Below are 24,431 nucleotides of genomic sequence, written 5' to 3' on the forward strand. Positions count from 1 at the left end.
TAAACCGATGTTAGGAAGAGAAAAACTAATGATAGGATGTGTGCTCTTGTTGGGAAGTGCACTGGTGAGCAGTTGTGGAAATAAATTCACAACAGAACAGAAACAGGATTATATAAGTGTTATAAATGAGGAGGGAGCTGTCCTAGGGTATCATCCAGAATCTGGAGTGAAACTGCTAACGGTCGATGGATTTGCGTTCAAGGATTTGAACAAAAACGGAACGCTTGATGTTTATGAGGATTGGAGATTGTCTGCAGAAAAACGTGCCAATGACCTGGCAGCAAAGTTAAGTTTAGAAGATATAGCCGGCCTCATGTTATACAGTTCGCATCAGTCAATTCCCGGAGCTATTCAAGGGTTTGGAGCTTCCAAATATGGGGGTAAACCTTTTAATGAGAGTGGGGCCGTCGCCAGTGATTTGTCGGATGAGCAAAAAGAGTTCTTGAAAGATGATTATTTAAGACATGTGTTGATTACAAAGGTGGAAACACCGGCGATTGCCGCAAAATGGAATAATAATGCGCAAGCATATGTAGAGGCCATTGGTTTCGGAATTCCTGTAAATACAAGTTCCGATCCCCGTCATGGTAGCGATTCCTATGCAGAGTTTAATGCCGGTGCCGGTGGTGCTATATCAATGTGGCCCGGTACTTTGGGTATTGCGGCTTCTTTTGATCCGTCCCTTATGCAACAGTTTGGTGAAATAGGGTCTATAGAGTATAGGGCTTTGGGTATTGCGACGGCTTTGTCTCCGCAAATTGATTTGGGAACAGAGCCCAGATGGAGCCGTTTTGATGGTACCATGGGGGAAGATCCCGATTTGGCAACCGATATGGCTAGGGCGTATGTAGATGGTTTTCAATCTACTAAAGATGAAGGCTGGGGCTTTGAGAGTGTCAATGCTATGGTAAAACACTGGCCGGGGGGTGGACCCGAAGAAGGAGGACGTGATGGTCATTTTGGATATGGGGCCTATGCCGTTTATCCAGGTAAAAATATAAAGGACCATATGAAAACGTTTACGGAAGGTGCTTTTAAGCTAAATGGCAAGACAAAAATGGCCTCTGCCGTAATGCCCTATTATACAATTTCAAATGGAGAGGGAGAGGCTGTTGGTAACGGATTCAATAAATACTTGATTACCGATGTTTTACGTGGTGAATATGGGTATGATGGAGTGGTTTGTACCGATTGGGCCATAACAAAAGATGTTTCTGCAGTGGATAAGTTTGAAGGAAAAAGTTGGGGTGTAGAAACCTTGTCAGTAGCCGAACGCCATTATAAGGCAATTGAGGCTGGTGTAGATCAATTTGGTGGCAACAATGAAATGGGACCTATTCTTGAAGCGTATAAATTGGGTGTAGCGGAACATGGCGAGGAATATATGCGTAAGCGTTTTGAGGCTTCCGCGGTTCGTTTGCTAAAAAATATTTTTAGGGTAGGGCTTTTTGAAAATCCTTATTTAGATGTTTCCGAAACTGAGAAAATAGTTGGAAATTCTGAATATATGAAGGCTGGATATGAAGCTCAGTTACGGTCTATAGTAATGCTTAAAAACCATAACAATACGCTACCCGTAAAAGAGAGGAAGAAAATGTATGTGCCGCAGAGGTATATAGCGCCAAGTACCAATTGGTGGGGGATAGTTACGCCCGCAAGAACCGAATCGCCGTTTAATATGGATCTAATATCAAAGTATTTCGAGGTAGTGGACAATCCAGCAGATGCAGATTTTGCCTTGGTGGGAATAAAGAGTCCTGACGGTGGTGTAGGTTATGATAGGGCCGATTTAGAAAAGGGAGGTAACGGATATATTCCAATAAGCCTTCAATATAGTACCTATACCGCTAATAATGCCAGAGAAACAAGTTTGGCCGGCGGTAGTGTGTTCGAAGATTTTACAAATAGGTCCTATAAAGGTAAAAGTGTGATGACCAATAATGTTACCGATATGACCTTAGTAAACGAAACAAAGGCTAAAATGGGGGATAAACCTGTTATTGTAGTTGTACATGTGTCAAAGCCTATGGTGTTTTCGGAAATTGAGGCCAGTGCTTCGGCTATTCTGATTCACATGGGGGTTCAAGATCAGGCATTGATGGATATTATCTCTGGCAAAGTTGAACCTTCTGCTTTATTGCCTTTTCAAATGCCTGCGGATATGTTGACGGTAGAAACTCAATTTGAAGATGTACCAAGGGACATGAAGGTGTATATGGATGAAGATGGAAACTCCTATGATTTTGCCTTTGGGTTAAACTGGAGCGGTGTTATAGAGGATGCCCGTGTAAATAAATACAGGTAGTAATAAACCAACATTGTAGTAAAGGCCTTGACAATAGTAATTGTCAGGGCTTTTTTGTTTGTATTCTGTGTTATTTAAGCAAAGAACTGTAATTTCTGACTATACCGTCTAAAAACGAAAAAACCCCCTATAATTAGGGGGTTTAAGTACTCGAGGCGGGACTTGAACCCGCACGGCCCAAAGGCCACAGGATTTTAAGTCCGGCGTGTCTACCAATTCCACCACTCGAGCCTAAATACCTATCGATGGTATTGGACTAAAAAAAAACGCTGTAACCAGCGTTTTTTGAGCGAAAAACGGGATTCGAACCCGCGACCTCCACCTTGGCAAGGTGGCGCTCTACCAGCTGAGCTATTTTCGCAAGTTTAAAGAACGTGCATCTATATCTAAAGATGCGGGTGCAAATTTAATATAATTCTATAAATTCCAAAGCAAAATTCGAAAAAAGAAATATAATTATGAGGTCGCTTTCTTCTTCTTTGATAATAAGCGTTTTATTTCATTGAGCTTCATTAATGCCTCTACCGGAGTTAGCGTATCAATGTCTAAATGCAATATTTCTTCTTTTATTTCTTCTAAAAGTGGGTCGTCTAGATTAAAGAAACTCAATTGCATTTCGTCTTGGGCCGAGTTGAGCTTATCGGTCAACTCTTCATTGGAATGCGATTTCTCCAGTTTCTTTAATATTTTATGGGCTTTGGCGATTACCTGTTGTGGCATGCCGGCCATTTTAGCTACGTGTATACCAAAACTATGCTCGCTTCCGCCCGGTGTAAGCTTTCTGAGAAACAATACGTTGTCCTTCAGTTCTTTTACCGAAACATTGAAATTTTTAATACGCTCAAAAGTGGCGGACATCTCATTAAGTTCATGGTAATGGGTGGCGAACAACGTTTTGGCTCTTGCAGGGTGTTCGTGTAAGTATTCTGAGATGGCCCATGCAATGGATATACCGTCGTACGTACTGGTACCTCGCCCTATTTCGTCTAAGAGTACCAAACTTCTTTCGCTGAGATTATTCAGTATAGAAGCGGTTTCGTTCATCTCTACCATAAAAGTAGATTCGCCCATAGAGATGTTGTCACTGGCGCCCACTCGAGTAAATATTTTATCTACGTAGCCTATTTTAGCAGCTTCGGCAGGAACAAAACTTCCCATTTGGGCCAATAGTACTATGAGTGCGGTTTGCCTTAGAATGGCCGATTTACCGCTCATATTGGGCCCGGTTATCATTACTATCTGTTGGTTGTTGCGGTCCAGGGCTACATCATTGGCTATATAGGCTTCTCCAATGGGCAATTGTTTTTCAATGACAGGGTGTCTGCCGTTTATGATGGATATATCCGTAGAGTCGTTAAGCTCGGGGGCGACATAATTGTTTTCCTTTGCCAATTGTGTAAAGCCGCATAAACAGTCTAATTGGGCAATAAGTTGGGCATTGTTCTGTACCGGTTGAATGTATTCTTGCATCCAAACCACCAATTGTGAGAACAACTGCTGCTCCATGGCCAGTATGCGTTCTTCGGCCCCCAGTATTTTAGACTCGTATTCTTTGAGCTCTTCGGTGATGTAACGCTCCGCATTGACCAAGGTCTGTTTTCTGATCCAAGTTTCCGGAACTTTGTCTTTATGGGTGTTTCTGACCTCTATGTAGTAGCCGAAAACATTGTTGGAGGCAATCTTTAATGATGTGATGCCCGTTGCTTCGGTTTCACGCTCCAGCATTTTGTCCAAATAGTCTTTGCCCGAGGTGGCTAAGCCTCTAAGCTCGTCCAATTCTTCTGAGAACCCTTGGGCTATAACATTTCCTTTTAAAATATTCACGGGCGCCTCCTCGTTGAGCATTTCTTTGATCTTTGTTCTTAACAGATCACAAGATTGTAGTTGATCGCCGATTAGGGCCAATGCCTCGTTTTTGGAACTGGAAGCCAGTTGTTTAATGGGGATGATGGCTTCTATCGAATTTTTTAGTTGTACTACCTCTTTTGGATTTACTTTTCCGGTAGAAACTTTTGATATAAGACGCTCCAAATCGCCCATTTGCTTTATATGGGACTGAAACTTATGGAGTATGTCCTCATTTTCGGATAGATGGGATACCACCTCATGCCTACCCTTTATTTTTTGAACGTTTTTTAGTGGTAAGGCCAACCATCTTTTTATCATTCGGCCTCCCATTGGTGAAATGGTCTTGTCGATAACATCGAGAAGGGTAACCGCGTTTTCGTTGTAAGAATGGTATAGTTCCAAGTTTTTGATGGTAAAACGGTCCATCCAAATATATTCGTCCTCGGCAATGCGTTGTAAGGTGTTTATGTGCTGCAATTGCCTATGTTGTGTTTCCGATAGGTAATGCAATACTACACCAGAGGCTATGATGCCATCCTTTAAATGATCTACTCCAAATCCTTTCAAGGTTTTGGTCTTAAAGTGGTTGGTGAGGTTTTCCAGTGCATAATCTTCTTGAAAAACCCAATCCTCAACAAAAAAGGTATGGAATTGTACCCCGAATACCTCTAAGAATTCTTTTTTATGGGCCTTTGATATCAATACTTCATTGGGAGCGAAATTCTGTAGAAGTTTGTCGATTTGCTCTTCGCTTCCCTCGGAGGTCAAAAATTCTCCTGTAGAAATATCAACAAAGGCAACACCTATTTTTTTTCTGCCAAAATGTACGGCACATAAGAAGTTGTTGCTCTTCGCACTTAATATATCGTCATTAAGTGCAACGCCCGGGGTAACCAGTTCGGTAACCCCTCTTTTTACAATGGTCTTGGTCTGCTTTGGGTCTTCCAATTGGTCGCAAATAGCAACTCTTTGGCCGGCTTTTACAAGTTTTGGCAAGTAGGTATTTAACGAGTGGTGCGGAAAACCTGCTAATTCTGTACGGTCCCCACCATTGTTTCTATGAGTGAGGATAATTCCAAGGATCTTAGAGGCCTTAACAGCGTCTTCTCCGAATGTTTCGTAAAAATCACCAACACGAAACAGCAACATGGCATCAGGATACTTGGTCTTGATGGTGTTGTACTGCTTCATCAAAGGGGTTACCTTTTTTGTCTTTACTTTTTTGTCCGCCACTTCTTTTATCTACCTATTTTTGTTGTAAAAAGACGAATATATAGCATTCTCTATGCTATTTGAATTTTTGTTGATATTTAAGGTCTATAAGTTGAAAAGTATCTAGATGAGAAAATTAAAGAACGAAGAACTGGGAAGGTTGAATGTTGATCAGTTTAAAAAAACGGTGAAAATACCGGTTAGCATTGTTTTGGACAATATTAGAAGTTTAAACAATATAGGGTCGGTTTTTAGAACGGCCGATGCCTTTCTTATCAAGAAAATATATCTCTGTGGAATAACGGCTAAACCGCCACATAAAGATATTCATAAAACGGCCCTTGGTGCTACGGATAGTGTGGAGTGGGAGTATGTGGAAGATATTATGGTGCTGTTGGAAAGATTTAAGGGGAACAAAGTCAAGACCATCGCAATAGAACAAGCGGAAGGGGCAGAAATGCTTCATGAGTTTAAGCCCGTATCAAATAATTCATATGCTTTAATATTTGGTAATGAAGTAAAAGGGGTGCAGCAAAAAGTTGTGGATAGTTGCGATTCGGTATTGGAAATTCCGCAATTCGGAACCAAGCATTCTCTGAATATATCTGTAAGTGCCGGGGTGGTTATTTGGGATTTTTGGTCAAAATTAAACGCATAAAAAAAGCCCAGCGAATGCTGGGCTTGAGGTATAGTTTGAGTTAGTTAGTTTCTCGTTAGAGTTACACAAGAAAGCAAAATCATTTCTATTGTGCAAGAAATTTACTAAAATTATGTTAATCGTATTTTGATAATGCGAAATCCTGAATGTTTTCTAAAATGGTTTCGTAATCTTCTCTTTTGTTAACAAAATCTAACGACGAAACATCTATAATTAATTGATTTTCTGGCGGATATGTTTTTAAAAAATCTAGATATCCCCTGTTGATATTTTCAAGATATTGGCTGTCAATACTTTGTTCGTAATCCCTGCCCCTTTTTTTAATTTGCTCCAATAATCTTTCAGGTGTTTGGTACAGATAAACGTAGATTTTTGGCTTTTTCACCTCCTTGTACATGAAATTGAAAATCTTTCGATATAGGTCAAATTCATCTTTTTGAAGGGTTACATTGGCAAAAATCAAGGATTTAAAAATATCGTAATCACTCACCATAAAGTTCTTGAAAAGGTCGAATTGTTTGGTGTCGTCCATATACTGTTGGTATCGGTCTGCCAAAAAGGACATTTCCAAAGGAAAGGCATAACGGGCCTGGTCTTTATAGAAATTTGGTAAAAACGGATTGTCGGCAAATCTTTCCAGAATTAATTTGGCATTAAAATCTTCGGATATTTTTGTTGCCAAACTTGTTTTTCCCGCTCCAATATTCCCTTCGATAGCAATAAACTGCGTTTCAGAGAATAGACTTGTGCGATTAGGGAAAAGCTTTTCCTTTAATTTGGTCAATTTGCTTTTGTCCCTACATTCTTGTAACAGGTTTCGCGTGTCTTTATTAAAGATAGGATGGTAAAATTGTGGGGCGACATCTGCCAATGGCTTTAGTACAAACCTTCTTTCCTGTAATCTTGGATGAGGAATTGTTAAATTGTCGTTGTTGATAATTTCATAGCCGTAATAGATAATGTCTAAATCTATGATCCTACTTTCATAACCATCACTATTTTTTCTCTCCCTTCCCATGTTTTTTTCGATAAGCATCAGCTTATCCAATAAGGGCTCGGGCTTCAATGCGGATTCTACCTTTACACAGGCATTAAAAAAGTCATCGGATTCAAAGCCCCAAGAAGGAGTATTGTATATGGGCGATAATGCCGTAATTTCTCCGATATGCTTTTCAATTGAAAAAACTGCATGCTGAAGATTCTGTCTTTTGTTTCCTAGATTGCTTCCGATGGAAATATATACGGTTGTTGTTCTTGTCATAATCTGACAGCAAAATAAGTAAAACAATTTCACATTAGTTATCTTTGTCGGCTAATAAAAATTGCTATCGCATGAACTTTTTGAGAAATTTTTTAGCATCGATTCTCGGCACTTTGTTTGCTTTTGGGATCCTCTTTGTTATGTTTTTGGTACTGGTAAGTCTATTGGGTAGCGGTGAAGATGCGGTAGTGGTGAAAGATAATTCTGTGTTGGAAATACAGTTGCAACGTCCGATTTCAGATTATACCGGTAGCGGTGAAGCAGACCCGTTTTCTGGAATATTCGAGGAGTCTCAGGGGTTGGATGAAATTCTACATGCCATAAAGGTGGCCAAGAACGATAAACGTATCAAGGGCATAAGTATCAATAATAATTTTATTCTAGCCGGTCTATCACAAACCCAGAGCTTACGAAAGGTCTTAAAAGATTTTAAGGCATCTGGCAAGTTCGTATATGCCTATGGTGACTTTTATTCACAAAAAGACTACTATTTGGCAAGTGTTGCGGATTCTGTTTTTTTGAATCCAGTAGGAGTGATGGATTTTAAAGGGTTGTCATCTGAGGTGTTGTACTATAAGGATCTTCAAGAAAAAACAGGTATTAAAATGGAAGTGGTACGCCATGGTAAGTATAAAAGTGCCGTAGAACCTTATTTGGAAAATGAAATGAGCGATGCAAATAGGACCCAGATCAAAGAGTTGATACAGTCTTTGTGGAATTCTATGCTTTCCGATATTTCTGAAGATAGAGGTATTGCCGAGCAAGACCTAAATGTTATCGCGGATACCTTGGGGGCTAGATTGCCAAAGTATGCCAAAGAAAATGGGTTGATAGACAATATTCTTTTTTATGATGAATATGAAGGTACAATCGCCAGTATGCTGTCCGCCGAAGAAAATAAGGATGTAAATTATATCGCTTTAGACGATTATGCGAAATACGCTAACGGTAAGAAGCTTAAGGCCGGAAGTGATAAAATTGCCGTAATCTTTGCGCAGGGAGAGATTTTGTATGGTGAAGGAGGTCCTGATATAATAGGTCAGGGTTTAATAAACGAAGCGCTTATAAAGGCAAAAGAAGATGATGGGGTAAAAGCGATAGTTTTAAGGGTAAATTCGCCGGGTGGTAGTGCGCTAACTTCCGATATAATTTGGAGGGAAGTAGAACTGGCCAAGGAGAAGAAACCTGTAGTGGTATCTATGGGTGATGTAGCTGCATCTGGTGGGTATTATATCGCGGCAGGTGCCGATAAGATATTTGCAGAGCCTACTACTATTACTGGATCTATTGGTGTTTTTGGTACCGTGCCGAATATCAATGGTCTTGCAACGGATATAGGTATCAATGCAGAGCAGGTGGGTACCAATAAGAACTCTGTAGATTATTCTTTATTCGAACCTATGAGCGATTCTTTTAGAAACCAGGTGCAAGAAAGTATAGAGGTAACTTACAATACTTTTTTAAGTAGGGTAGCTGCTGGCAGAAATATTTCTATGGCAGAGGCCGATAGTGTGGCACAAGGAAGGGTATGGAGCGGGGTCGATGCAAGACGGTTGGGTCTCGTAGATGAACTGGGGACTTTGGAGGATGCCATATCGGAAGCGGCCAACATGGCCGGGGTAGAAACCTATGGTGTTAAAAAATTTCCAAGATACAAATCTGGTTTTGAGAGATTTATGGAAGATTTTTCGGGTGCTAGTGCAAAAACCAAAGATAATCTTATTAGGGAAGAAATAGGCGACAAGGCCTATAATGTACTGAAAGAGGTGCAATCGATCATGAATCAAAAAGGGGTACAGGCCAGAATGCCCTTTACCCTAAATATAAATTAGAATGCTCCATAAGGATAAATTGTTGGCCCGTAGAATTTATTTGTACCTAGGGGCCCTATTTATAACATCTTTGGTGGTTTCCAATCTAATATTTCAAAAGTTTTTCTATTGGAACCCCTTTGGTGATGTAACGATTTTTGGAGCCCCTTTGTTTGAGATATCGGTAGGTGTATTGCCTTATCCCATAACTTTTTTGATAACCGATTTAATATCGGAGATTTTTGGTAAGAAAAAGGCAAACCAGATAGTGGTAGCCGGTATTTTTGCGTCCTTCTTTTCGTTACTCATCGTATACACCGGAAATTCGGTGCCCGCGACTTCTTGGTCTCCTGTTGCCGATGGTTTGTTTTCTAAAGTGTTCGGTAACACTATAATCGCGGTTTTTGCCTCTATGATGGCTTATTTGTTGGCCCAGTTCGTAGATATACAGATATATCATTTTTGGAAAAACCTTACAAGGGGAAAGTATCTTTGGCTACGGAATAATTTTTCTACTTTTTCCTCTCAGTTGATAGATACCTTTACCGTGGTCTTTCTTTTATGCTCTTTTGGGGAGATACCTTGGGCTAGGTTCACGGGTCTTGTGATCAGTGGGTTTATTTTTAAGATAATTATAGCACTTTTAGACACCCCTTTGTTATACTTCTTCGTATATATAATGAGAAAACGCTTTAAGTTGGCGGTGAATCAAGAAATTGATCTGGACGCATAATATAAAGCCGATTTTTCTGTTTTTATCACACACGCAAAGTACAATTATGAAAAAGAAGATTTTAAAGATCGCAGGTGTCTTGTTATTATTGGTAATTGGGGTGTTAGTGGCCATACCTTTTTTTCTGGAAGCCAAGATCGGCGATATTCTAAAGAACAATGTCAATAACTCGGTGAATGCCGACTTCGATTTTTCTGAGGCGAGCTTAAGTCTGATCCGTAGTTTTCCAAATGCGGAAGTGCGCTTACAAGATGTGAGTATGATCAATAAACAACCTTTTGAAGGCGATACGCTATTTGCGGCCAAAGAGGTTTCTTTGTCTATGGGGCTTATGCAATTATTGAAGGGCAGTGATGAACCGATTTCCATAAAAAATATTGCTATTGGCGATGCGCTGCTTCAAATTAAAGTGGATGAAAACGAAAATGCGAACTACGATATAGCTAAAGAAACCGGATCTGAAACTTCTACGGATACAGAGCCTGCTTCAACAGACGGGTTTTCGTTCAATATGGAATCGTACGAAATAACCAACACAAAAATATCTTACGATGATTTTTCGACAGGAATTCATTTGGGTATTACCGATATGAACCACCGGGGAAAAGGAGATTTGTCTTTGGAGACATCTGAGTTGGATACACATACCGATGCATTGGTGTCATTTGAAATGGATAGCGCCAATTATTTGAACAATAACAAAATACAGTTGGATGCCTTGATCGGTATAGATCTAAAAGAGAACAAGTATTCTTTCTTAAAGAACGAAGCACTGTTGAATCAACTTCCTTTGGTATTCGATGGCTTTATAAAGATGAACGATGATAACCAAGAGGTAGATATCAGCTTTAAAACACCTTCTTCGGATTTTAAAAATTTCTTGGCCGTTATTCCAGAGGCATATTCAAAAGATATAGCCAATGTTGCGACTACCGGTAATTTTGAGGTAGAGGGTGCATTTGAGGGAATCGTGGATGAAGAGCATATACCTAAATTTAATATTACTATCAATTCCGATAATGCTTCTTTCAAATATCCGGATTTGCCAAAATCTGTAAAGAATATCTTTATTGATGTGGCGATAAATAATACTACAGGTATTGTAGAGGATACCTATGTAGATATTAATAAGGCATCTTTTATGATCGATGAGGATAAATTTAACCTTACATCAAAAATAACGGAACTCATGGGCAATACACATGTAAATGCCCATATGGATGGTAAGATGAACCTGGCAAATTTGGAAAAGGCATATCCTGTACCAGAGGGACTTAGTTTAAAGGGACTTTTGGATGCCGATATAAGTACCGCCTTTGATATGGAGACCTTGGAAAAGAAGCAATATGAGAATACAAGGACCGAGGGGCAAATGACCTTGAGCGATTTTGAGTACAAGTCGGAGGAAATGCCAAATCCGGTCGTTTTAAAAACTACTTCGGTTAGTTTTAATCCTAAAACGGTGACGCTAAAAGAATTGGATGGTTCTACGGGTAAGACCGATTTTAAAGTGACGGGAGTCGTTAATAATTTCTTGGGCTACTTTTTTAATGATGAGAATATAGAGGGTAATTTTAATCTAGACTCCAATACCTTTGCCCTGAACGATTTTATGGTAGAGGAGGCCCCAAAAACGGAAAGTGGTGAAGAGGAAGCAAATACTTCCGATTCATCGACCGAAAAAATTAAAATACCTTCTTTTCTCGATGCTACTTTTGTCGCCTCTGCCAATACGGTATTGTACGATGATATTACATTGAAGAATGTAAAGGGGAATTTGAAGATCAAAGATGAGAAGGCTACTTTGAGCAATATGACGTCTTCTTTATTCGATGGCCAAGTTGCTTTTAGCGGTGAGGTTTCCACCAAGACCGATACTCCTACCTTTGCCATGAAATTGGGAATGGATCAGTTACAGGTAAGTGAAACTTTTGAGGCTTTGGAACTTTTTAAGGTGTTGGCGCCGGTAGCACAAGTGATAAAAGGGACTTTTAGTTCAGATATTTCCTTGTCCGGAAATTTGACCGATGATTTTTCTCCAGACCTTTTGTCTTTAAGTGGAGATATACTTGCAGATATTTTAACTAGGGAAATAAGTGCCGAAAAGGCGCCTATGCTTACCGCTTTGGATAGTAAATTGAATTTTCTTGATTTGGAACAATTGAACCTCAAAGAGCTAAAGACAAAATTATCTTTTAAGGACGGATTGGTTTCTGTAAAACCCTTCACCGTTAACTATAAAGATATAGCCATTAATGTTGATGGTAATCACACTTTTGACCAAAAAATGAATTACAAGGCTACTTTAGAGGTGCCTGCTAAGTATTTAGGTAAAGACATTACTGATTTAATTGCTAAAATAGACGATAGCTCTCTAGAAGGCTTAACAATTCCCGTAACCGCGAATATTGGAGGTATGTATAATAGTCCCGAGGTAACTACGGATTTAAGTTCGGGGGTGAAGAATTTGACCAATCAGTTGATAGAGATACAGAAGCAAAAACTAATTAGCGCAGGAAAAGATAAGGCCAAAGATTTAATAGGGGGGTTATTGTCCAATAATACTACCGAAAACGATTCTACCTCCGGTGATGATGTTAAAACGGATGCCAAAGAAGTGCTTGGAAATATTTTGGGGACCGTTAAAAAATCTGACACGACTACATCCAGTGCCGATACGACCGCTACAACACCGAAAAAGGAAGAGACGGTCAAAGAAGCGGCCAAAGATATTCTAGGAGGTTTGTTCGGAAAGAAGAAAACAAGTGAAACGGAAACTCAAAAAGACTCGATCAAATAATGGAGAGTCCTACATAGTAGCCCTCGTTGCTCCTAATATTAAAGACGGTTTCATCATCAAAGATGAGGTATTGGCCCTTGATGCCCATTAACGTTCCAGAGTAGCTTGGGGTTTTGTCCAGATTCAGGCTTTTTACTTTCTCGGGGTATTTTAATACAGGAAACTCAAGGTGGGTCTCAGCGTTGTCGGTGATATAAAAAGGCAGAGCCTCTTCTGGTATGTACTGTTTTAGTTTGTTTCGCCATGCCACAAGATCTTGGTCCTCTGTGTTATTGGTAAGCATTTTTCGCCAATTTGTTTTGTCGGAGAGGTGATCTTTTAACGCAACTTCGGTTATGCCTGCCAAATATCTGTTGGGTACTTCTACGATCTCTATGGCTTCATGTGCGCCTTGGTCTATCCATCTCGTAGGAACCTGAGATTTTCGGGTAACGCCAACTTTTATGTTACTAGAGTTGGCGAGGTAAACAATATGGGGTTGTAATTGTACTTTTTTCTCATAGGCCAAATCACGGTCCTCTATATCTAGATGTGCCTTGCTCAGTTCGGGTCTCATGATCCAGTCGCCCGCCGAGGGAATTTCAAAAAAACACGATTTGCAAAAGCCCTGTCGGTAGATAGGCCGGTCATTGCCGCAATTTAAACATTGGTGTTTTATGAAGTCTATTTTTATCTTCTTTCCCAATACTTGGTTCAGGTTCAGAAAATCCGATTCAAAAACTAAGTAATACTGAATAGGGCTATCGGCCTCGGTCTCCATTTTTCTTAAGACTCCTTCGTATTGCATATATGGTCTAATTAAAATTTCAATTTGAAAATGATGGGGATAAACCCTATTTTTAGGGCGTAAAGATACCCAAAAAATGTCCATTCCTCTGTTCAATTCAATAGCGTCCTGGTTGTTAAAAAAACGCTATCATCAAATAGAACTTTTCTTGAAATATCCTGAAGAGGTACAGGAAGAAGTGTTGTTGCAGTTATTGGAAATTGCTGAAGATACCGAAGTGGGGCGAGCATATGATTTTGAGTCCATTAATTCTTACAATACGTTTAAAGAGCGTGTTCCCGTGGTCTGCTATGAGGATGTGGAGCCTATTATAGAAAGAACCAGAAAGGGAGAACAAAATCTTTTTTGGCCTACTACGGTAAAACTATTCGCAAAAAGTAGTGGAACCACCAATGCGAAAAGCAAATTTATACCTGTAAGTTCCGAAGCATTGGAAGACTGTCATTATAAATCAGGAAAAGACTTGCTGTGCCTTTATTTGAACAATAATGAAAACTCTCAACTTTTTACCGGCAAAAGTCTAAGGTTGGGGGGTAGTAAAGAACTTTATGAGGACAATGGCTCGTTTTTTGGTGATCTATCGGCTATACTAATAGATAACATGCCGTTATGGGCAGAGTTTAGTAGTACCCCCAGTAATAAGGTTTCCCTGATGAGTGAGTGGGAAATTAAATTAAAGGCAATCATAGAGGAAAGTGTTCAGGAGAATGTAACCAGTTTGGCAGGGGTGCCATCTTGGATGTTGGTTTTGTTGAACAATGTTTTGCAAGAAACAGGTAAAGAACATCTTTTTCAGGTCTGGGAGAATTTAGAAGTCTATTTTCATGGCGGTGTCAGCTTTAGTCCCTATAAAGAACAGTACAAGAAATTACTGCCCAGAAAGCAGTTTAGGTATTATGAGATCTATAATGCCTCAGAAGGTTTTTTTGCAATACAGGACCGTAACGATGCCGATGATTTGTTGTTGATGTTGGATTATGGAATATTCTATGAGTTTATTCCTATGGATGTCTATGGAAGTGAAGATCAGCAGTGCATACCTATTTGGGAAGTAGAGGTTGGTAAGAACTATGCAATTGTCATTACTACAAATTCTGGGTTATGGCGATATAAGATAGGTGATACGGTTCGTTTTACCTCGAAAAATCCGTATCGTATTCGTATTACAGGGCGAACCAAGCACCATATTAATGTTTTTGGAGAGGAATTGATTATTGAAAATGCAGAAGAGGCGCTAAAGACCGTATGTCTTAAGACGGGTGCGGAAATTAAGGATTATACGGCTGGCCCCATATTTATGGAAGGTAATGAAAAGGGCGCCCATGAGTGGATTATTGAGTTTAGGAAACCACCGAAGGACTTGGATTATTTTACCGAATTTTTAGACAATGCATTAAAGTCGTTGAACTCAGATTATGAGGCAAAACGATACAATAATATTACTTTAAAAATGCCCAAGGTGCATATAGCACGTGAGAACCTTTTTTATGATTGGCTTAAGGTGAATGATAAATTGGGAGGGCAACATAAAATTCCTAGACTTTCCAATCGAAGAGATTATTTAGAAGAGTTGCTTCTTATGAACAAAGAGAAGGGCAATTTGGTGGTAAATTGATTTTATAAATGTAACTAATACACTGATATTGTGTTTGTTATGTTGAATATTTTTTGAAATATTTCTTCTTCTTTTTAAATTGCCAAACCGTGTTACATCGAGTAATTGTGGCGTCTAACCAAATAAATTATTGTTTTCGGCGTTAATAAGTCAATTTAGTAAGGCAGTTCCCAAATTAATAATTTACCAAATAATATTATGACACAAAGATTAGTAATAGTATCCGACATGTGGGGAGCAAAAAAAGGCTTGTGGATAACTTCATATCTCGGTTATCTGCAGCAATATTTTGATATTACTTTTTATGATAGTCAGCAATTGGCAAATTTGGATTTGGCCGTGCAGACAGAGGAAAATGTACATGAGGCGTTTTTAAATGGAGGAATCGATACAGCTGTATCCCATTTATTAAAGAAAGAAAAAACACCTAGTTATTATTTAGCCTTTAGTACTGGTGGTACCATAGTCTGGAATGCTGCAAAAAAAGGACTTCCCGTTAAATCATTGTATTGTATATCCGCTACAAGAATTAGATTGGACAACGATAAACCGAACGTTCCTTTTAGTTTGCTATATGGCGGTAAAGATAGTAATAGACCCAGTGAGGTTTGGGCCAGTAATTTAGGTGTTGAAATGGAGGTGCTGCCTAATTATGGACATACCTTGTATGAGGATGAAAAAATCATCAAAAAGGTATGCTTAAGTCTTCTAAAAGAGGTTACCAATATAACAATACCTCAACAATCATTAGAAAAAAAGGTGGTTTAGCGATTTACTGATCTTTAAGAGACCGCTTTTAACTTCTTAACTGTTTCGTACGACAATTTTTGTTCGGCATAAGGTTTTGTTACCTTAAATTCCGTCTCTTCCGTACTGGGCATTTCAAACATGGCATCAGTGAAAATTGCTTCACAGAGCGATCTGAGGCCTCTTGCGCCAAGTTTGTACTCAACAGCTTTGGCAACTATATAGTCAAGAGCCTGGTCTGTAATGGTGAACGTAATATCGTCCATGGCAAACAGCTTTTCATATTGCTTTATAATAGCATTTTTAGGCTCTGTTAGTATAGCTCGCAATGTTTTCTCATCTAAAGGATTCATGTGTGTCAATACGGGTAATCTTCCGATTATCTCCGGTATTAGACCAAACTCCTTTAAATCTTTTGGGATAATATATTGCAGTATGTTTGTTTCGTCCAGGTTTTCATCTGCTTTTGAGGCGCTATACCCAACGGCCTGTAGGTTAAGCCTTTTTGTGATAGCTCTTTCGATACCATCAAAAGCTCCACCTGCGATGAACAAAATGTTTTCTGTGTTTACTTCTATAAATTTCTGATCTGGATGCTTTCTTCCTCCTTTTGGGGGTACGTTTACAGTGGTTCCTTCCAATAATTTAAGTAATCCCTGTTGTACGCCTTCTCCAGAAACATCGCGCGTAATGGACGGATTGTCACTTTTTCTTGCGATTTTGTCTATCTCATCGATAAAAACAATCCCTCTTTCCGCTTTTTCTAAATTGTAATCTGCAGCTTGTAATAATCTGGTAAGTATGCTTTCTACATCTTCGCCTACGTAGCCCGCCTCGGTAAGTACTGTGGCGTCGACTATTGCCAAAGGCACGTTCAGCATTTTGGCTATGGTTTTGGCCATAAGGGTCTTTCCGGTCCCTGTTTGGCCGACCATTATAATATTACTTTTCTGTATTTCAATATCATCTTCTTTTGAAGAAGGCTGCAAAAGTCTTTTGTAATGGTTGTATACGGCAACGGACATTACTTTTTTGGTACGCTCTTGACCAATAATAAAACCATCCAAGAAAGCTTTTATCTCTTGGGGTTTTTTTAAGGTCAATTCTGAGGAAAGGTCATTGGTTTTTGTTTGCCTTGATTCTTCCGCCACTATACCATGCGCCTGCTCTATACAACGGTCACAAATGTGAGCGTCCAAGCCTGCTATCAACAAGTTTGTTTCTGGTTTTTTCCTTCCACAAAACGAACATTCTAAATTTTCCTTTGCCATAAATTATATAAACTGTCCAAAAGCACAACGTTTTTATTTCGCTTTTGGTTCAAAAAAAATACTAAAATTCTAGATTTTGGAACAAGTTATTCTTTGTCTCGAACCAAAATCTCGTCAATCATACCATATTCTTTGGCCACATCGGCTTTCATCCAGAAATCACGATCACTGTCCTCATGGATTTTTTCCATTGGCTGACCAGAATGTTTTGAGATGATCTCGTAGAGTTCTTCTTTAAGCTTTAGAATTTCTCTGGCGGTAATCTCAATATCACTAGCCTGTCCTTGTGCACCGCCCATTGGTTGGTGGATCATTACCCTAGAGTGACTAAGTCCACTACGTTTACCTTTTTCTCCGGCACAAAGAAGTACTGCGCCCATAGAGGCCGCCATACCTGTGCATATAGTGGCTACGTCCGGTTTTATGAACTGCATGGTGTCATAAATACCTAAACCTGCATATACACTACCACCTGGCGAATTAATATATATCTGTATGTCCTTAGAGGCATCGGCGCTTTCCAAAAATAATAATTGGGCCTGAACAATATTGGCGACCTGATCATTTATACCGGTGCCTAAAAATATAATCCTATCCATCATCAAACGAGAAAATACATCCATGGCAATGGCATTGAGCTGTCTTTCCTCAATTATATTCGGCGTCATGTTTGTAGGGTACATGCTACTCATGATTTTGTCATAGTACATGCTGTTGATTCCCTGATGCTTTATGGCGTAATTCTTGAACTCTTTTCCGTAATCCATAAATTCCTAAACGATTTTTAAGTAGTAAAAAAAGGTGCCGAAAAAAAGATTTCCGGCACCGTAAAGATACTTAAATTATTGTTTGAATACTATCCGTAAACTTCTTTCACGAAGTTTTCGTAGGTAACCTCTTTTGTCTTTAGGTTGGCCTTTTCTTTATAAAGGTTCAATAATTTTTGGCTCATAAGTTGTTCGGACAGACGTCTTACCTCGTCTTGGTTTCCTAGAACACGAGCTGCAATATTGTCCAATTCTTCTTCTTTTGGGTCCATTTGGCCAAATTGTGCCATTTGAGATTTTATGAATCCTTTGGCAAATTCCTTCAATTCGTCGAACTGAACCTGAAGGTCATTGTCTTTTATGATCTTGCCTTCTATAAGTTGGTAGCGCAAGCCTTTTTCCGACTTTTTGTATTCTTCGCTAGCTTCTTCCTCGGTCAATTCTTTTTCGCCGGTCATCTGAATCCACTTGGTCAAGAATCCTGCAGGAAGATCAAACTTGGTATTTTCTATAAAATACTCCGTTACATCGTTCAGTAATTTTTGATCGGCCTGTTGTTCGAATTGTTTTTCAGAATCTTCCGCAATACGCTCTCTAAGCTCTTTTTCAGATTTAATAACGTCTTTGCCAAAAAGTTTGTCGAACAATTCTTGGTTTAGTTCGGCAGGCTCTCTTTCGTTTATTTCAGTAATGGTGAAGGTAACTTCAGTATTTAGGTCATCTGCTTTGTCCTTGGCTATTCCTAATGCGCTAGACAATAGGTGATCCTCTTTGAACAGCCCTTTGGTCTTTAGTGTAACTACGTCACCTACCTTTTTGCCTACAAGACTGTCAATCGCTTTTTTGCTTTTAAGGCTATCCATCTCGATCAAGGTCTGGTTGTCTATACCTTCTTCTTCGTTGGTGAACTTGCCTGAAACTTCATCCTTTTTGCCTACCTCATCCTTGCTTACCAATTTTCCGTATTGCTTTTGAATACGCTCTACCTGTTCGGTAATCATTTTTTTGTCGGCCACTATCTTGTAATGGGTAATGGCTTTTTTGGTTTTAAGGGATACTTCAAAATCAGGAGCTAGGCCCAACTCAAATTCAAAGTCAAGTTCTTCTTTGTCCCAATCAAAATCATCTCTTTGCTTAGGTAGTGGGTTTCCTAGTACATCTAATTTTTCTTCTGTAAGGTATTTGTTCAAGTTGTCTTGTAACAATTTATTTACCTCATCCACCAAAACAGCTTTTCCGTACTGTTTTTTTATAAGACCCATAGGTACTTGTCCTTTTCTGAAACCAGGAATGTTCGCCTGTTTCTTATAATCTTTAAGGATGGTGTCTACTTTATCTTGATAGTCTTCTTTGGTAATAGCAACTTTAACAACAGCGTTTAAATCGTCTATTTGCTCTTTTGTAATATTCATTCCTTCGGTATCTACTTAAATTACTTATATAAAAATGGGATGCAAAATTACTCTATTTTATAATGTTGACCAAGTTTTTAAAGCCTTGAATTTCAAATAATAACTTGCTTTTTACTCATCTTCTTTGAGTAATGAAAACAGAATGGATTGTAAAAAAGACAGTAGAAGGCTAAAAAGAAGTGCCCACCAAAGTCCGTCAACATTAAACCCGTCTATCAAATTATCGGCCAATAATATGAGTATTGCGTTTATGATCAACAGAAATAGCCCAAAGGTTACAATAGTGACCGGAAGCGTGAGTATCACCAAGATCGGTTTCACCAAAAAATTAAGTAAGCTCAGTACTATGGCCACTATTATTGCGGTCATGTACGAATCAACCGATACGTGGGGTAAAAAATTAGCTAAAAGTATAACGGCCAGTGCGCTTAGTAGAATTCTGATTATAAGTTTCATATTGGGTGTGTTTATATGTTTTGCCGACAGGTTTTAATTGTTATTAAAGGTAAAAAAATAAGTTGGTATGTGTTAAGGTAGGTCGTTGTTTAGGAAAACCAGTGATTTTTCTAAAAATTGAGTCGGGTTCTCTGCGTGTAGCCAATGACTGGCATTGTCGATGGTTTCAATTTTGGCATTGGGAAAATGCCTTTTTATCTCTGGTATATCGGCCTGCGTAATGTACTCCGATTTACTGCCTTTTAAAAATAGGGTAGGGCCATCGTAGTGATCGGTACTGTTAATGTTCTCGCCTACCTCTTCCATTTTGTCGCTGAGCACTTCCAGGTTAAACCTGAAAGCTAGTTTTTTGTCTTCTGTCCTATACAGGTTTTTCAGCAAAAATTGACGGACACCAAAATTGCTTAAATATTGTTGTAGTTGCTCGTCCGCTTTGCTTCTTGATTTTAATTCGGATAAATCAAGGGAGTTGAGCGCGTTAATGATATCGTGGTGGTGTGGCGGATAAAACTTTGGGGCGATATCGGCCACTATCAGCTTTTGTGTTTTTTCTGGATAGGAACATGCGAATTGCATGGCTGTTTTTCCTCCCATGGAATGGCCTATTAGAAAGGTACTTTCGATATTCTTGGCAAGTAAGTAATCGTTGAGGTCGTTGACAAGAAAATCGTAGTTGAAATCGGGTGAATGAAAACTTCTGCCATGGTTTCGCTGGTCTATTAAATGTACTTCAAAACCGTTTTCGGCATAGGCGGTTCCCAGTGTTTTCCAGTTGTCCGACATTCCTAAGAAACCGTGGAGTATGCAAAGGGGCTTGCCCGAACCAATGATATTGGAGTATAAGATTTGATTCATTTTAATTTGTTCAAATACATGTTTATAACATTCTCTAGGCCTAAATAAATAGATTCACATATTAACGCGTGCCCGATGGAAACTTCCAGTAGGCCTGGAATATTCTTTTTAAAATATTCGATGTTGTCCAAGCTAAGGTCGTGACCGGCATTAATGCCCAAACCTAGTTCGTTGGCCTTTATCGCTGCGTCGACGAAGGGTTTTATGGCCTCTTCTTTGTTTGTGGGGTATTGCTTGGCGTAACTTTCCGTATATAGTTCTATGCGGTCGGTATTTGTAGCTTTGGCACCTTCTACCATATCTGTATTGGGGTCTACGAAAATGGAGGTTCTGATACCTGCTTTTTTAAAAGTGGCGATAACGTCCGTTAAAAAATCGGCATGTTCAATGGTGTTCCAGCCTGCGTTAGAGGTAATGGCGTCCACGGCATCGGGGACCAAGGTTACTTGTTCAGGTTTTACGTTCAATACCAGGTCGATGAATTTAGGGTTGGGGTTGCCTTCAATGTTGAACTCGGTCGTTACTATTTTCTTTAGGTCTCTTGTGTCTTGGTACCTTATATGGCGTTCATCGGGTCTTGGGTGTACGGTTATGCCCTGTCCCCCAAATCTTTCGATATCCGCTGCTACTTTTAAAAGGTCGGGCATGTTGCCTCCTCTTGCATTTCTTAGGGTGGCAATTTTGTTTACATTAACGCTTAGTTTCGTCATATTATCGATTCTGGATTAAAACGACTTCAAAAATACGAATTAGGCATGCCTTTTGATATTATTAATTGTTATTTTGCGTTATAATTTCGTCTATGTATATTCAAAAACATATTATCCATAACATACCTGTCTTCGATGTTCAGGATTCTTTTGAGAAGGTACTCGACTTTTTCAAGGAAAATACTTTTTCACACATAGCCGTTGTAGAAAAAGGAAGGTTTTTAGGGGTCTTTTCCGAGAATGATATAGATGTTATATCGCCTACCGCTAAAATTGATGAGTATAGATATGACCTAGAGGCTTTTTTTGTGAATAGAGATACCAATTGGTTGGATGTGCTAGAGGTATTTGCCAGAAATGAGGCAAATTTGGTTCCGGTGCTTGGAGAGGGTGAAGAGGTTTTTGGCTATTATGACCTAACGGATGTGGTGGCCGTGTTTATCGATACCCCTTTTTTTACGGATCCCGGCAATATTTTGGTCGTGGCGACCGGGATCAAGGATTATTCGTTCAGTGAAATTGCACAAATAGTGGAAAGTAACAATGCCAAGCTGATAGGTGGTTTTATAACCGATATGCAGAACGATGTGGTGCAGGTTACCATTAAGATCAGTACCGTTAATTTTGATAAGGTGGTACAGACCTTTAGACGTTATAATTATCATATTATATTTGGTAATAGTGACGATCAGTTTTTGGAAGATCTAAAAAATAGATCGGATTATTTGGATAAGTACCTAAATGTCTAGTATGAAGGTTGCCATCTACGGTCAAACGTATCAGGATAATGCAATAGAATATGTAATAGAGCTATTGGACGAACTCAAGAAAGAGTCGGCCGAGGTTTTTATTGAAGAAGAGTTTTATTGCCTGTATAAAAAAAGCCCCGAGTCTTTAACTTTTCCTGTTTTTACGGCCAAAGAAGGGCTGGACGGCTCTTTTGACATGTTCGTTAGTTTTGGTGGGGACGGTACCATATTAAGGGCGACCACGTTTGTAAAGGATTTGGGCATTCCTATTGTAGGGGTAAATACGGGTAGGCTTGGTTTTTTGTCGACCTTTAAAAAAGAGGATGTCAGAAAAGTGGTGAAAGAGTTTGTACACGGTGCCTATACCGTTGTAGAAAGAAGTTTGGTGCAAATACATGCCAATGCGCTGGAAGCCGAGTTCGGCGACCTTAATTTTGCATTGAACGAAATTACGGTCAGTAGAAAAGATACCACATCTATGATTACCGTAGAAACGCATTTAAACGATGAGTATCTTACCTCTTACTGGGCAGATGGTCTTATAATCTCTACCCCTACGGGTTCAACAGGGTATTCTTTGAGTTGCGGAGGTCCGGTTATAGTGCCAACGGCCAAATCTTTGGTGCTTACGCCCATTGCGCCCCATAATTTGAACGCACGGCCTTTGGTTATTTCCGACGATACCAAAATAAGACTACGGGTTTCGGGTAGGGAAGAAAACCATTTGGTGTCATTGGATTCTAGGATCGCATCTTTAGAGAACGGGCAGGAAATTACCATTACAAAGGCGCCTTTTGCCATAAAGATGATAGAGTATACCTCAGAAAGCTTCTTAAAAACACTTAGAAACAAATTGTTGTGGGGCGAGGACAAAAGAAATTGAACTTTTGTTGAAACAATAAATGCCCTCAAAAGCTGTTTATCTTGTGAGAACTCAATTAATGTGTGGTGCATAAATATATAGTGGCTACATAAGATTACAAACCTTAATAGATATGCGTAAACTTGTTTTTGTTGCTCTTTTGTCCATTTTTTTTGGAGCAAATGCACAAACCTATGAGGTAGGTGTTTTTGCTGGTGGAGCCAATACTATCGGTGATGTAGGTAGAACAAATTATATTTTGCCTTCCGATATTGCCTTTGGTGGTATTTTTAAATGGAATAAGAGTAAAAGATATGCATGGCGAGGTAGTATCATGTACGGTAAGTTTACCGCAGACGATAATAAGTCCAGTATGGCTTCTCGACAACAAAGAGGGTACGTGGTGGATAATTCCATTTTTGAGGTTTCGGCAGGTCTAGAGTTTAATTTTGTAGAATATAATTTACATAAGTTGGGACCGGCCTTTACTCCATATCTGTATACCGGAGTTACTTATTTTAGGTATGATTTCGAATATTTTAATGGAGGTATTTTGCAAGAGACGGGTCAAAGGGATGGTTCTTTTGCCATACCAATGACGGCAGGTTTTAAGTATCGTATCAATCAGTTTCTTATTTTTGGGGCAGAAATAGGGGCGAGGTATACCTTTACGGATAATCTGGATGCCAGTAATCCCTTAGGTTCCAATTTTGAAGAATTCAGTTTTGGAAATATTTTTAGTGACGATTGGTACGTTTTTTCCGGGGTGACATTAACATACACCTTTGGTAGAAAACCATGTTCCGATTGCTTCGAATAAAAACATCAATGAGTAAAATAGAGGATATTGAACCGATTAACTTGCCAAGGCACATGGCCATTATTATGGATGGTAATGGAAGATGGGCAAAGCAGAGAGGCAAGATGCGTGTGTTTGGTCATGAAAATGGCGTAAAAACAGTTAGGTCCACAGTTGAGAACTGCGTTAAGATTGGTATAGAATACCTTACCTTATATACATTTTCTACCGAAAATTGGAACCGACCAAAATATGAGGTGGAGACTTTGATGCGTTTGTTGGTTTCTTCTCTTAGAAAAGAACTTAAGACCTTTAATAAGAATAATATAAAGTTAAATACCATTGGTAATATTTCGGCCTTGCCCGATAGGGCTCGCAAAGAATTGGTAGAAGTGATGCGGAAAACCGAAGAAAATACAGGTATGACACTTACTTTGGCCTTGAGTTATGGAGCTAGGGAAGAGCTGCAATCAGCGGTTAAATCAATAGCTATCAAAGTTAAAAATAATATAATTTCACCTGAAAATATTGACGAAACCATTATTAATAACCATCTTTACACGCAAAATTTGCCAGACGTAGACTTGCTTGTACGAACTAGCGGAGAGCATCGGATAAGCAATTTTTTGTTATGGCAGATAGCATATGCCGAATTATATTTTATTGATGTATTTTGGCCCGATTTTAATGAGCATCATTTGGTAGAGGCCATAAAAAATTACCAGAACAGAGAACGAAGATTTGGAAAAACTAGCGAACAACTCACTTAAAGA

At 39.2% G+C, this 24,431-nt stretch carries 20 protein-coding genes and 2 tRNA genes; 11 read left to right on the top strand and 11 right to left on the bottom strand.

Features of this window, described 5'->3' with window-relative positions; all coding sequences use genetic code 11:
* Window positions 1–7: 7 nt before the first annotated feature.
* The gene (locus tag J8L85_RS06335; RefSeq protein ID WP_247656566.1) at window positions 8–2,305 is read left to right on the top strand and encodes a glycoside hydrolase family 3 N-terminal domain-containing protein; all 2,298 of its coding nucleotides are present in this window, start codon (window positions 8–10) and stop codon (window positions 2,303–2,305) included.
* Between the two features lie 147 nt (window positions 2,306–2,452).
* Here the strand turns inward: J8L85_RS06335 and J8L85_RS06340 are convergent.
* The 3 genes from J8L85_RS06340 to mutS all read right to left on the bottom strand — a co-directional run bounded on the left by J8L85_RS06340 (window position 2,453) and on the right by mutS (window position 5,344).
* Window positions 2,453–2,536, bottom strand: a tRNA-Leu gene (locus J8L85_RS06340).
* Window positions 2,537–2,593: 57 nt separating this feature from the next.
* Window positions 2,594–2,666 (bottom strand) — tRNA-Gly (locus J8L85_RS06345).
* A gap of 95 nt (window positions 2,667–2,761) precedes the next feature.
* The gene (mutS, locus tag J8L85_RS06350; RefSeq protein WP_211016328.1) at window positions 2,762–5,344 is read right to left on the bottom strand and encodes a DNA mismatch repair protein MutS; all 2,583 of its coding nucleotides are present in this window, start codon (window positions 5,342–5,344) and stop codon (window positions 2,762–2,764) included.
* A gap of 148 nt (window positions 5,345–5,492) precedes the next feature.
* Here mutS and J8L85_RS06355 point away from each other — a divergent pair, with 148 nt between their 5' ends.
* Window positions 5,493–6,023 (top strand): RNA methyltransferase, encoded by a 531-nt coding sequence (locus J8L85_RS06355; protein WP_211015647.1) that lies wholly within the window; start codon window positions 5,493–5,495, stop codon window positions 6,021–6,023.
* Between the two features lie 115 nt (window positions 6,024–6,138).
* Here J8L85_RS06355 and folK read toward each other — a convergent pair whose 3' ends face one another.
* A complete protein-coding gene (gene folK, locus J8L85_RS06360) occupies window positions 6,139–7,284 on the bottom strand; it encodes a 2-amino-4-hydroxy-6-hydroxymethyldihydropteridine diphosphokinase (protein ID WP_211015649.1) in 1,146 nt (381 codons plus the stop codon).
* Between the two features lie 71 nt (window positions 7,285–7,355).
* Between folK and sppA the strand changes: the two genes are divergently transcribed.
* From sppA to J8L85_RS06375, 3 genes are read left to right on the top strand one after another with little or no spacing between them, the layout of a single operon-like run.
* Window positions 7,356–9,116, top strand: a complete 1,761-nt coding sequence (sppA, locus tag J8L85_RS06365; protein WP_211015651.1) for a signal peptide peptidase SppA — start codon at window positions 7,356–7,358, stop codon at window positions 9,114–9,116.
* 1 nt (window position 9,117) lies between these two features.
* Complete coding sequence (locus J8L85_RS06370; RefSeq protein WP_211015653.1) at window positions 9,118–9,828, top strand: queuosine precursor transporter; 711 nt, start codon at window positions 9,118–9,120, stop codon at window positions 9,826–9,828.
* Between the two features lie 46 nt (window positions 9,829–9,874).
* On the top strand, window positions 9,875–12,628 hold the full coding sequence (locus tag J8L85_RS06375) for an AsmA-like C-terminal region-containing protein (protein WP_211015655.1): 2,754 nt from the start codon (window positions 9,875–9,877) through the stop codon (window positions 12,626–12,628).
* Here J8L85_RS06375 and J8L85_RS06380 read toward each other — a convergent pair.
* The gene (locus J8L85_RS06380; protein WP_211015657.1) at window positions 12,621–13,415 is read right to left on the bottom strand and encodes a DUF2797 domain-containing protein; all 795 of its coding nucleotides are present in this window, start codon (window positions 13,413–13,415) and stop codon (window positions 12,621–12,623) included. The genes J8L85_RS06375 and J8L85_RS06380 overlap by 8 nt on opposite strands.
* 76 nt (window positions 13,416–13,491) lie before the next feature.
* Between J8L85_RS06380 and J8L85_RS06385 the strand changes: the two genes are divergently transcribed.
* Window positions 13,492–15,030 carry a GH3 auxin-responsive promoter family protein gene (locus J8L85_RS06385; RefSeq protein WP_211015659.1) on the top strand — a complete coding sequence of 513 codons (1,539 nt, stop codon included), beginning with the start codon at window positions 13,492–13,494 and terminating at the stop codon, window positions 15,028–15,030.
* A gap of 198 nt (window positions 15,031–15,228) precedes the next feature.
* Window positions 15,229–15,798 carry a hypothetical protein gene (locus J8L85_RS06390; RefSeq protein ID WP_211015661.1) on the top strand — a complete coding sequence of 190 codons (570 nt, stop codon included), beginning with the start codon at window positions 15,229–15,231 and terminating at the stop codon, window positions 15,796–15,798.
* A gap of 14 nt (window positions 15,799–15,812) precedes the next feature.
* Here J8L85_RS06390 and clpX read toward each other — a convergent pair whose 3' ends face one another.
* The 6 genes from clpX to J8L85_RS06420 all read right to left on the bottom strand — a co-directional run bounded on the left by clpX (window position 15,813) and on the right by J8L85_RS06420 (window position 21,248).
* Window positions 15,813–17,048, bottom strand: a complete 1,236-nt coding sequence (gene clpX / locus J8L85_RS06395; RefSeq protein WP_211015663.1) for an ATP-dependent Clp protease ATP-binding subunit ClpX — start codon at window positions 17,046–17,048, stop codon at window positions 15,813–15,815.
* An 86-nt stretch (window positions 17,049–17,134) separates the two neighbouring features.
* A complete protein-coding gene (clpP, locus tag J8L85_RS06400) occupies window positions 17,135–17,815 on the bottom strand; it encodes an ATP-dependent Clp endopeptidase proteolytic subunit ClpP (protein WP_211015665.1) in 681 nt (226 codons plus the stop codon).
* A gap of 89 nt (window positions 17,816–17,904) precedes the next feature.
* Window positions 17,905–19,227, bottom strand: coding sequence for a trigger factor (gene tig, locus J8L85_RS06405; protein WP_211015667.1), 1,323 nt, complete (start codon window positions 19,225–19,227; stop codon window positions 17,905–17,907).
* 111 nt (window positions 19,228–19,338) lie between these two features.
* Window positions 19,339–19,683, bottom strand: a complete 345-nt coding sequence (locus tag J8L85_RS06410; protein ID WP_047246319.1) for a phage holin family protein — start codon at window positions 19,681–19,683, stop codon at window positions 19,339–19,341.
* Between the two features lie 72 nt (window positions 19,684–19,755).
* Window positions 19,756–20,538: an alpha/beta fold hydrolase gene (locus J8L85_RS06415; protein ID WP_211015669.1), complete on the bottom strand. Its 783-nt coding sequence runs from the start codon at window positions 20,536–20,538 to the stop codon at window positions 19,756–19,758.
* Window positions 20,535–21,248, bottom strand: a complete 714-nt coding sequence (locus J8L85_RS06420; protein ID WP_211015671.1) for a pyridoxine 5'-phosphate synthase — start codon at window positions 21,246–21,248, stop codon at window positions 20,535–20,537. Before J8L85_RS06420 ends, J8L85_RS06415 begins: the two co-directional genes overlap by 4 nt.
* A 92-nt stretch (window positions 21,249–21,340) precedes the next feature.
* Between J8L85_RS06420 and J8L85_RS06425 the strand changes: the two genes are divergently transcribed.
* From J8L85_RS06425 to J8L85_RS06440, 4 genes are all read left to right on the top strand, one after another.
* Window positions 21,341–21,997, top strand: coding sequence for a CBS domain-containing protein (locus tag J8L85_RS06425; RefSeq protein ID WP_211015673.1), 657 nt, complete (start codon window positions 21,341–21,343; stop codon window positions 21,995–21,997).
* A gap of 1 nt (window position 21,998) precedes the next feature.
* On the top strand, window positions 21,999–22,880 hold the full coding sequence (locus tag J8L85_RS06430; RefSeq protein WP_211015675.1) for an NAD kinase: 882 nt from the start codon (window positions 21,999–22,001) through the stop codon (window positions 22,878–22,880).
* 112 nt (window positions 22,881–22,992) lie between these two features.
* Window positions 22,993–23,679 (top strand): DUF6089 family protein, encoded by a 687-nt coding sequence (locus J8L85_RS06435; RefSeq protein WP_211015677.1) that lies wholly within the window; start codon window positions 22,993–22,995, stop codon window positions 23,677–23,679.
* An 8-nt stretch (window positions 23,680–23,687) separates the two neighbouring features.
* The gene (locus J8L85_RS06440) at window positions 23,688–24,428 is read left to right on the top strand and encodes an isoprenyl transferase (protein WP_247656567.1); all 741 of its coding nucleotides are present in this window, start codon (window positions 23,688–23,690) and stop codon (window positions 24,426–24,428) included.
* The last annotated feature ends 3 nt before the right edge of the window (window positions 24,429–24,431 follow it).

Origin of the sequence: Maribacter sp. MMG018, from assembly GCF_018100785.1 — a bacterium.
GTDB lineage: Bacteria > Bacteroidota > Bacteroidia > Flavobacteriales > Flavobacteriaceae > Maribacter.

What these genes read in the sequence shown, in the direction of transcription:
- J8L85_RS06335 (WP_247656566.1), top strand. Translation starts at nt 8, where the DNA reads ATGTTAGGAAGAGAAAAACTAATGATAGGATGTGTGCTCTTGTTGGGA.
- mutS (WP_211016328.1), bottom strand. Translation starts at nt 5,344, where the DNA reads ATGAAGCAGTACAACACCATCAAGACCAAGTATCCTGATGCCATGTTG.
- J8L85_RS06355 (WP_211015647.1), top strand. Translation starts at nt 5,493, where the DNA reads ATGAGAAAATTAAAGAACGAAGAACTGGGAAGGTTGAATGTTGATCAG.
- folK (WP_211015649.1), bottom strand. Translation starts at nt 7,284, where the DNA reads ATGACAAGAACAACAACCGTATATATTTCCATCGGAAGCAATCTAGGA.
- sppA (WP_211015651.1), top strand. Translation starts at nt 7,356, where the DNA reads ATGAACTTTTTGAGAAATTTTTTAGCATCGATTCTCGGCACTTTGTTT.
- J8L85_RS06370 (WP_211015653.1), top strand. Translation starts at nt 9,118, where the DNA reads ATGCTCCATAAGGATAAATTGTTGGCCCGTAGAATTTATTTGTACCTA.
- J8L85_RS06375 (WP_211015655.1), top strand. Translation starts at nt 9,875, where the DNA reads ATGAAAAAGAAGATTTTAAAGATCGCAGGTGTCTTGTTATTATTGGTA.
- J8L85_RS06380 (WP_211015657.1), bottom strand. Translation starts at nt 13,415, where the DNA reads ATGCAATACGAAGGAGTCTTAAGAAAAATGGAGACCGAGGCCGATAGC.
- J8L85_RS06385 (WP_211015659.1), top strand. Translation starts at nt 13,492, where the DNA reads ATGTCCATTCCTCTGTTCAATTCAATAGCGTCCTGGTTGTTAAAAAAA.
- J8L85_RS06390 (WP_211015661.1), top strand. Translation starts at nt 15,229, where the DNA reads ATGACACAAAGATTAGTAATAGTATCCGACATGTGGGGAGCAAAAAAA.
- clpX (WP_211015663.1), bottom strand. Translation starts at nt 17,048, where the DNA reads ATGGCAAAGGAAAATTTAGAATGTTCGTTTTGTGGAAGGAAAAAACCA.
- clpP (WP_211015665.1), bottom strand. Translation starts at nt 17,815, where the DNA reads ATGGATTACGGAAAAGAGTTCAAGAATTACGCCATAAAGCATCAGGGA.
- tig (WP_211015667.1), bottom strand. Translation starts at nt 19,227, where the DNA reads ATGAATATTACAAAAGAGCAAATAGACGATTTAAACGCTGTTGTTAAA.
- J8L85_RS06410 (WP_047246319.1), bottom strand. Translation starts at nt 19,683, where the DNA reads ATGAAACTTATAATCAGAATTCTACTAAGCGCACTGGCCGTTATACTT.
- J8L85_RS06415 (WP_211015669.1), bottom strand. Translation starts at nt 20,538, where the DNA reads ATGAATCAAATCTTATACTCCAATATCATTGGTTCGGGCAAGCCCCTT.
- J8L85_RS06420 (WP_211015671.1), bottom strand. Translation starts at nt 21,248, where the DNA reads ATGACGAAACTAAGCGTTAATGTAAACAAAATTGCCACCCTAAGAAAT.
- J8L85_RS06425 (WP_211015673.1), top strand. Translation starts at nt 21,341, where the DNA reads ATGTATATTCAAAAACATATTATCCATAACATACCTGTCTTCGATGTT.
- J8L85_RS06430 (WP_211015675.1), top strand. Translation starts at nt 21,999, where the DNA reads ATGAAGGTTGCCATCTACGGTCAAACGTATCAGGATAATGCAATAGAA.
- J8L85_RS06435 (WP_211015677.1), top strand. Translation starts at nt 22,993, where the DNA reads ATGCGTAAACTTGTTTTTGTTGCTCTTTTGTCCATTTTTTTTGGAGCA.
- J8L85_RS06440 (WP_247656567.1), top strand. Translation starts at nt 23,688, where the DNA reads ATGAGTAAAATAGAGGATATTGAACCGATTAACTTGCCAAGGCACATG.